The sequence below is a fragment of the Flavitalea flava genome, from assembly GCF_054461575.1.
The window spans coordinates 43415-50194 of the sequence record NZ_JBTLQH010000047.1 but is presented as its reverse complement, the minus strand read 5'-3'; the positions used below and the strand labels follow the sequence as shown (position 1 = coordinate 50194).

4 protein-coding genes are annotated in these 6780 nt (G+C 45.7%); 2 read left to right on the top strand and 2 right to left on the bottom strand.

Translation table 11 applies throughout. From position 1 onward, the window contains the following. Together ACX0G9_RS26785 and ACX0G9_RS26780 are read left to right on the top strand one after the other, a co-directional pair. A partial coding sequence (locus ACX0G9_RS26785; RefSeq protein WP_459068050.1) for an efflux RND transporter permease subunit occupies positions 1-2990 on the top strand: 2990 nt, incomplete at its 5' end. Next, a complete protein-coding gene (locus ACX0G9_RS26780) occupies positions 2977-4128 on the top strand; it encodes an efflux RND transporter periplasmic adaptor subunit (protein ID WP_459068049.1) in 1152 nt (383 codons plus the stop codon). The genes ACX0G9_RS26785 and ACX0G9_RS26780, both read left to right, overlap by 14 nt. 68 nt (positions 4129-4196) lie before the next feature. On the opposite strand, the gene ACX0G9_RS26775 is transcribed toward ACX0G9_RS26780, so the two are convergent. Together ACX0G9_RS26775 and ACX0G9_RS26770 are read right to left on the bottom strand one after the other, a co-directional pair. Further along, positions 4197-5096, bottom strand: coding sequence for an RpnC/YadD family protein (locus ACX0G9_RS26775; RefSeq protein WP_459068048.1), 900 nt, complete (start codon positions 5094-5096; stop codon positions 4197-4199). Positions 5097-5314: 218 nt separating this feature from the next. Continuing rightward, entirely contained in the window at positions 5315-6703 is a 1389-nt protein-coding gene (locus ACX0G9_RS26770) for a glycosyl hydrolase family 8 (protein ID WP_459068047.1), read from the bottom strand. Positions 6704-6780 lie beyond the last annotated feature (77 nt).

The following is a 6780-nucleotide window of genomic DNA, read 5'->3' as shown; positions in this document are numbered from 1 at the left end:
GCACCAATATGGCCCAGGCTGCCTCCGAGGTCACTTCTTATACCAACAGGGCACAGGCCATTTTTCCGCAAGGGTCTCAACCTCCTTTTATTTTGCGTTTCGATGCTTCGACCCTTCCCGTAGGACAATTGGTGTTAAGTAGCCCCACCCGTAGCAATAATGAATTACAGGATCTGGCCAATATTTATGTGAGAGCACAGTTTAGCGCGGTTCCCGGCCTGGTATCTCCGGCACCCTTCGGTGGAAACTCCCGTACGGTGGTCATCAAGGCCGATCCGGAATTGCTCCGTTCCCATAACCTTACACCCGATCAATTGGTGGAAGCTCTCCGGGTAAATAACCAGGCGACCCCGGCCGGAAACGTACGTATAGGTAACCTGAATTATTTAACACCTTCCAATACGACCATTAATACGGTAAAGGATTTTGAGAACATTCCTATTTATGCGAATAATGTTCAGAATATTTATCTCAGGGACGTGGCTACGGTGGAAGACGCCGCTGATATCACCTCTGGTTATGCATTGATCAATGGCAAACGCTCCGTTTACCTGCCCATTACCAAATCCGCAGCAGCCTCTACCTGGGAAGTGGTTCAAAATCTGAAGAAGGCCATCCCCAAGTTCCAGGCGCAATTACCTGAGGATGTTAAACTGTCTTACGAGTTCGACCAGTCGGTCTATGTCATTAATGCCGTCAAGAATCTGCTGACAGAAGGAGCCATCGGCGCCATCCTCACCGGTCTGATGGTGCTGTTATTCCTGGGCGATGTCCGCGGAGCATTCATCGTGATCCTTACGATTCCGATCTGTGTGATCTCAGGAATTCTTTTTCTGAACCTTTTTCATCAGACGATCAATATCATGACCCTGAGCGGGCTGTCTCTTGCTATTGGGATTTTAGTGGACGAATCAACTGTGACGATCGAGAATATCCACCAACATCTGTCGATGGGCAAGCCGAAGGCCCTTGCTATCTGGGATGCCTGCCGGGAAATCGCATTTTCGAAGCTGCTTATTCTGCTTTGTATCCTGGCAGTGTTCGCTCCGGCTTTTACCATGAGCGGTATTCCGGGTTCACTTTTTTTGCCACTTGCGCTGGCTATTGCTTTTTCCATGATCATTTCTTACCTGATGGCACAGACCTTCGTTCCCATCATGGCAAACTGGCTCATGAAAGGGCATCACAAAAAAGGAGCAGCAGGAAAAGAAGAGACCGATGAAGAAGAATTCAAACATTCGGGTCTTTCGGCTGCCGATGAAAAAGACCCCTGGGCAGAGAAACATCGCCTGGCGGAACAGGCAGGAACCGGAAAGGATGGAAAGATCACCGGTTTTTATAAATTCCGGACCCGTTTTCTTCGGTTTATGGAAAGGCTTTTTCCTTTCCGTAAGCCGATAGCTATTGCTTATATCCTGCTGGGATTGGGTGGCGCCTTGCTGCTCATCAACAGCATCGGACGGGATGTATTGCCACATTCCAATGCGGGACAATTCCAGGTCCGTATCCGGGCTGCCGATGGCACACGTATTGAAAGGTCGGAAGAATACATGCTCAGGACCCTGAAGATCCTCGACACGATGGTAGGTAAGGAGAATATCGGGGTCACTTCTGCGATGGTGGGTATGCATGGCTCTCAATTCTCGACCAATCCCATTTACCTTTTTATGGCGGGCCCGCAGGAAAGCGTGCTGCAGGTTAGTCTTAAAGAGGATTATAAAGTAAATATTGATAACCTGAAAGATGAATTCAGGGATAAAATAAAGGCAGCGATGCCTGAACTGAAGGTTTCGTTCGAGCCAATCGAACTGACGGATAAGATATTGAGCCAGGGTTCTCCTACTCCTATTGAAGTCAAACTCTCCGGCAAGAATAAAAAACTAAACGAGGAGTATGCTATCAAGGTAATTGATAAATTAAAGGAGATTCCCTATCTGCGGGACGTTCAGCTCGGTCAGGCCGTTCATTATCCGGCTATTAATATCGATATCGACCGTATTCGTGCCGCGCAGTTGGGTACGAATGTTTCGGCCATAAGCCGATCCCTGCTTGCCGCCACTTCCTCCTCCCGGTTCACCGAAAAAAGTGTTTGGATCGATCATAAATCGAATCTTTCCTATAACGTACAGGTGCAGGTTCCTGAAAATAAAATGACCAGCATCCATGATATCGGAGAAACTTCCATCGTGCCCAATGCACCCCGGCCTCTTTTAAGCGATGTGGCTTCCCTTTCCGTGGATTCGATTTATGGAGAGAATGATAATATCGGGGCCACTCCAGTACTTTCCGTTACGGCCAATTTATATAAAAAGGACCTTGGCAGCGCTGCCAAAGATGTCAATAAGGCAATTGCCACCCTGGGAAAACTCCCCCGTGGTCTCACCGTGGAGACCCGTGGACAGGTCCAGGTATTGGCAGATACCCTGGACAGTTTGCAGATTGGTTTGCTGACGGCCATCATTGTGATCTTTTTAATGCTGGCCGCAAACTTCCAGTCTTTCAAGGTCTCACTGGTCACGTTATGTACTGTTCCCGCCGTATTACTGGGTTCATTAGCCTTGCTTATGCTGACGGGATCCACCTTAAATCTTCAATCGTATATGGGGATGATCATGTCGGTTGGGGTATCTATTTCCAATTCCGTCCTGTTGGTTACCAATGCCGAGCATTTGCGGATGCATTCCGGCAATGCGTTGGAAGCCGCCAGAGAATCGGTCGCCGTTCGTATGCGGCCTATCCTGATGACCAGTGTGGCCATGGTGGTAGGCATGCTTCCCATGGCATCCGGTTTTGGAGAAGGAGGAGATCAGGCCGCACCTCTCGGAAGAGCGGTGATCGGGGGATTGATCGCTTCCACTTTTGCCGCTTTATTTATTCTACCCCTTATATTCGCCTGGGTACAGGGAAAGACTTCGACACAGTCAGTCAGCCTGGATCCTTCCGATAAAGAGAGCAAACATTATATACCATCTTTGTATGAGCAAAATTAGAAATAAAAAATTGGCCCTGACCGGTCCTCTTTTCACCATAATCCTGGCAACCAGCCTTTTTACCGGCTGCGGTTCTTCCGATGGAGAGGGGAATGAAAAAAAAGATAAAAAGAAAGGAGAGAAGGAACAAGGTCCGGCTCCAGTTGCAGCCCATGCGGAAACGTTTGACCTGGAAAAAGGCAGATTGTCAACCACTTTGTTTGTGCCGGGCGAGCTGATTGCTTTTCAACAGGTAGATCTTTATGCCAAAGAGAATAGTTTTGTCAGGAAATTATATGCGGATGTAGGGTCCGAAGTCCGGGAAGGCCAGTTACTGGTAAGTCTGGAAGCGCCTGAACTGACCTCAGCCTTATCCGGGGCGGAATCGAAATTAAAATCCCAGGAAGCGATCTATATTGCCAGCAAGTCCAATTATGACCGTTTGTTGGAGACCAGTAAGACTCCGGGAACGATCTCTCAGAACGATCTGGAACAGGCAAGCGCCCGTCAGAAATCGGATTTTGCTCAATGGGAAGCTGCCCGTTCAGCGTACAAGACAGTTGCGGAGACGCTCAAATATCTGGAAGTGAAGGCTCCGTTTAACGGTGTGATCTCGGCACGTAATGTAAACCCCGGGGCTTATGTCGGACCCTCGGGAAAAGGATCCGAATTACCCTTGTTCACGTTACAGGAGCAAAAACATTTACGCCTGGTCGTATCCATCCCCGAAGCGTATACGGGCTACCTGAAATCCGGAGACGAGGTGAAATTCGTTGTAAAAGCATTGCCCAATGAAATCTTTCATGCGAAGATCAAACGACTGGCCGGAGCACTGGATAGCCGTCTGCGTGCAGAGCGAGTAGAGATGGACGTTATTAATGAAGATAAGAAACTCCTGCCCGGCATGGTGGCGGAGGTTAATATGCCCCTCCCTGCCAGAGACAGCACATTTGTAGTGCCGGGCTCTTCCGTCGTTAATTCAACCGAAAGGGTATTTGTGATAAGGGTAGTGGATGGTAAGGCTCAATGGGTGGATATAAAAAAAGGACGCGATCAGAATGGGAAGACAGAGATTTATGGAAATGCCTTGAAAGAAGGGGATAAACTGATAAAAACGGCAAGTGAAGAAAGGAGGGATGGATCGCCAGTTGCCAACTAAAGCCAGGAACGACGGAAATAATTATTAAGCCCCGATGGAATGATCGGGGCTTTGACAGCTATTTGCGCTTAAATCAGATTATTTTTTACTTCTATTATAAAATCAACTGAAACTTCGGCAAAATCAGCAATCTCCTGCAGGGAATGATTTGATTTCTGTAAAAGGTTTTTGACCAGGGAAACCTTCATTTGTTCACGACCCTGTTCTAATCCTTCTTCTTTTGCTAATTGTAATACTAATTCTTTAATACCCATAGTCCTCTTTTTATTGGTGATTACCTCAATTTCCTCTTCAAATTTAATGAATAACTCATTTCTTTCAAAATCTACATAAGATTTCAAAAATGTCAATATTTGTTCTATTTTATCCATTGAAAACCCTTTTTTCAATAGTCGTTTCACTAGGGCGACAGATAATTTTAACAAATCTTCAGGTTCCTTTTCGCCCTTTTGTAAGGAGATCAGAACGGTTAAAATAACTATGGCAAATGGGTTGTCGCTATTTTCCAGTTCCACTTCGTTTTGCCCCTTGATCTTATACGTTTTGAAACGGAAAATATTGGATGTGTCTAAGGATTTGTATTCGTAGGTATCTGGATGATAGTTTCTGTCGTTATCTGAAAAAATAGCCAGAGAGGCCACTTCTTTTTTTAAATGATCCAGGATCCGGTAGAAGTAGGTAAACATGCGGCGGCTAAAATATTTATCCCTATAGCCTTGTACTTCAATATGTATTAACAACCATTCTTCGACTCCATCCTTCTTATAAAGTTTTACGAGTTTGTCAACGAACTTCGGATGTTCGATTTTATTTCCAGGGTAAAGTTGTTCCAGTTCCTTATCAAGGAATTCAGGGTTCCGTTCCATATCAAAAATCTCATCCGCGCGGGGAAAAAAGAACCGGAGGAAATCCGCAAACAGATCTTCTATTATTCCCTTCCACAACAAGTCTCTCGTTTTAAGTTTCATATAGCTAAGCTATATTTTGAATTACCTTTTTATGAAAAATGGACTTGTATTTTATGCATTGTTTTATCACAGGTTTATGCACGAACTTATTAACTGCTTATACCTGGGTTTTTGCACAAGAATATGCACAAGGATAAGTACAGACTTATTCAAAGTTTATTAACAGGGCTATGCACTGGTTTATTCACATGATTATCCGAATGAAATTCCAAAGGATTTTAGGATACAGGCGCCCAATAATTTCCCGAGAGGATGATCATATCGATTAATTTGATCGAGTTGTCATAATAATCGTAATCCCTTAACCGGAAACCGACCATATAATCCCATACTTTATTCAGCCAGGCCTGATTTTCTTTGCCTGCCATAGCTGAGACGGCAAAAGGTCCGATAAAACATATTGCTTCGTAATAACGGTTCTTAAGGTCTTCCCCGGCAAGACTATAGCCCGCCGAAATATTATCCGGATTATCTTTTGTCGTCAGACGGACCCAGCGGTTTATCTTTTTTATGATCTCCAACGCTCTCTGATCTCCGTTAAGGATATAATCCGTTGCAATCCGCCAGGGAACCCGGCAGGCATTATAATTATAGGAACCGTCATAACGGGACTCCAGGTAGTGTGGGCGGGCTGGCAAGGCATTGATTACAGGATGAGAGGCCGGAGCCATTTTTATATGGCTGATAAAATCCGGGAACAGACCTGCTTCCGGACTATAGGTTTCCTGCAGATAGGTGAATAGTTTATAATTATTGTCAACCACTTTATTCCAATCCGGGATATTTGTTTCGGCTTTTGCAATAGTATTGGTACTTTTCCCACGAGCATCTTCCGTCTTTTTTTGGGCCGCCGCCTTAAAGGCCCGGAAATGGGCCGGCATAAAATCGGAGGAGCGCATATCAAAATAATCTTTGCTGTCATGCTCCACGGAATTACTAAGCAGTACCGAATATGTTTTCGGATTGATCTCCTGTTGCCAGATAGCCGACAGGGCGCGTCTTCCTTCATCAAGGTAATGAACCGGTCCCTGATTCCCCCATTGGGTATTGGCCATTAATAAGGAATAGGCTATATCCATATCCCCGTCCGTGGCAGAGCTGCCATCGACATTTTTGCAATCCTTTTTTTGTGCCCAGGCCATCAGGTAGGGGTCGGCTTTGCTGGGATGAGCCCGGTAATAACGGTAAAGGCCATCATAGATACCACGGGCCGAATCATCGTAACCTGCCATCAGGGCAACGATCAGCATACCATAGCCCTGACCTTCCGATACGCACTGTTTATGTTTGTCCGGGCCTTCGAACCAGATATAATACTGGCCTCGGGTACAGGCTTTCCGTAGATAACGTTTTTTCCAGGCTTTATAAAAAGTACGGACACTGTCATCCATTTGCTTGTGAGTGACATGGTTGGGGAGGATAACTCCCGTGGTGTAGGTGGTATGTTGCGGGAATGGTTTTGATGGAGGGCCTGAGAATGGCTCAGATGATGCTCCTGGTGATATCCATGGTTCTGCCCGGACGGATAACTGACAGACGGGAAACACCTGCAACGCAGGCAGGATCATTATAAAGAAGAACAGATATTGATTTTTCCGGAATGACATAGGGTGATTTTGGCAAAGTTAGGGATTGTATCGAAATGAGGCGTCTTAACATTTTTTAAAGGAATTATTAACATGTA

Coding starts and splice junctions, on each gene's coding strand:
- ACX0G9_RS26780 (WP_459068049.1), top strand. CDS start 2,977: ATGAGCAAAATTAGAAATAAAAAATTGGCCCTGACCGGTCCTCTTTTC.
- ACX0G9_RS26775 (WP_459068048.1), bottom strand. CDS start 5,096: ATGAAACTTAAAACGAGAGACTTGTTGTGGAAGGGAATAATAGAAGAT.
- ACX0G9_RS26770 (WP_459068047.1), bottom strand. CDS start 6,703: ATGTCATTCCGGAAAAATCAATATCTGTTCTTCTTTATAATGATCCTG.